This window comes from Streptomyces milbemycinicus, assembly GCF_002154605.1.
Classification (GTDB): domain Bacteria; phylum Actinomycetota; class Actinomycetes; order Streptomycetales; family Streptomycetaceae; genus Streptomyces; species Streptomyces milbemycinicus.
In genome coordinates this window covers 1-884 of sequence record NZ_MUNE01001055.1, presented here as the reverse complement: position 1 = coordinate 884, position 884 = coordinate 1, and the positions used below count along the sequence as shown (strand labels likewise).

1 protein-coding gene and 1 pseudogene are annotated in these 884 nt (G+C 73.6%); one reads left to right on the top strand and one right to left on the bottom strand.

What is annotated here, in order from left to right; translation table 11 throughout:
- Positions 1 to 481, bottom strand: a 481-nt coding sequence (locus CCN51_RS50895; protein ID WP_211303345.1) for a dihydrofolate reductase family protein, incomplete at its 3' end; no start/stop codon positions are given.
- A 67-nt stretch (positions 482 to 548) separates the two neighbouring features.
- Here CCN51_RS50895 and CCN51_RS58895 point away from each other — a divergent pair.
- Positions 549 to 884: pseudogene (locus tag CCN51_RS58895) on the top strand (cell division protein ZapE); the annotation flags it as partial.

Sequence of the window (884 nt, the reverse complement as noted above, 5' to 3'; positions counted from 1 at the left end):
TCACCGAGCCGCCGGTGACCACGAGCGTGGGCACCAGCGGCTCGGTGAACAGCGGCAACGAGAAGTCCAGGTCCAGGCTCGCGCTGACCACGGCGATCGCGGCCACCGGCGGGCGCCCCTGCGCCGCCCGCCGGGCGACGAACGCCTCGCGGGCGCGGGGCGGGCGGTAGCCCTCCCGGCGTACGGTCTCGGCGCCGACCACGACCGCGTCGGCCAGCCCCCGCAGCACCCCGAAGATCCGCATATCGGCGGCGGAGGACAGCTGCTGCGACCGCCCGTCGTGGTGGGCGGCCCCGTCCAGCGAGGACACCATGTTGGCCCGCAGCCAGGCCGCCGCGGGCCGTCCCGGCCCGGCCGGGAGATCCGGGTAGGCGTACGCCTCGGCCAGCTCGTCCAGCCCCCACTCGCGGTCTTCTCGCGTGGGTGGTTCGGTACGCGCTTCGGCGGACGTTTCGGCGGGCAGAGGGAACAGGCGTCGCATAGGCCGCAGTGTGACATGCCTCCCTATCCGGCGATGACCTCCCCCGAAGGGACTACGCTCAGAGTTTGTGTCATCGCGAACCACCACGTCCGACAGGCCCGCGGGTCCGATAGCCGAGCAGACTCCTGTAGCCGAGCAGACTCCCGCCGCCCTCGCCTCCCGTACGCCGCACGTCCCCGCCGAGCGTCTGGTGGCGGAGATGGTCCCGCCACCGCGCTTCTCGACGGTGAGCTTCGACAACTACATCCCCGACCCGGGACAGCCCAGCCAGACCACCGCCGTGAAGGAGCTGGCGGCCTTCGCCACCTCCATCAGCGACGGCAGCGGGGCGGCGGACGGCCGCCGCAAGAGCTGGTTCCGCCGGGAGACCAGGCCCGCCGCGCCGCGCGGCCCGCGCGGAATG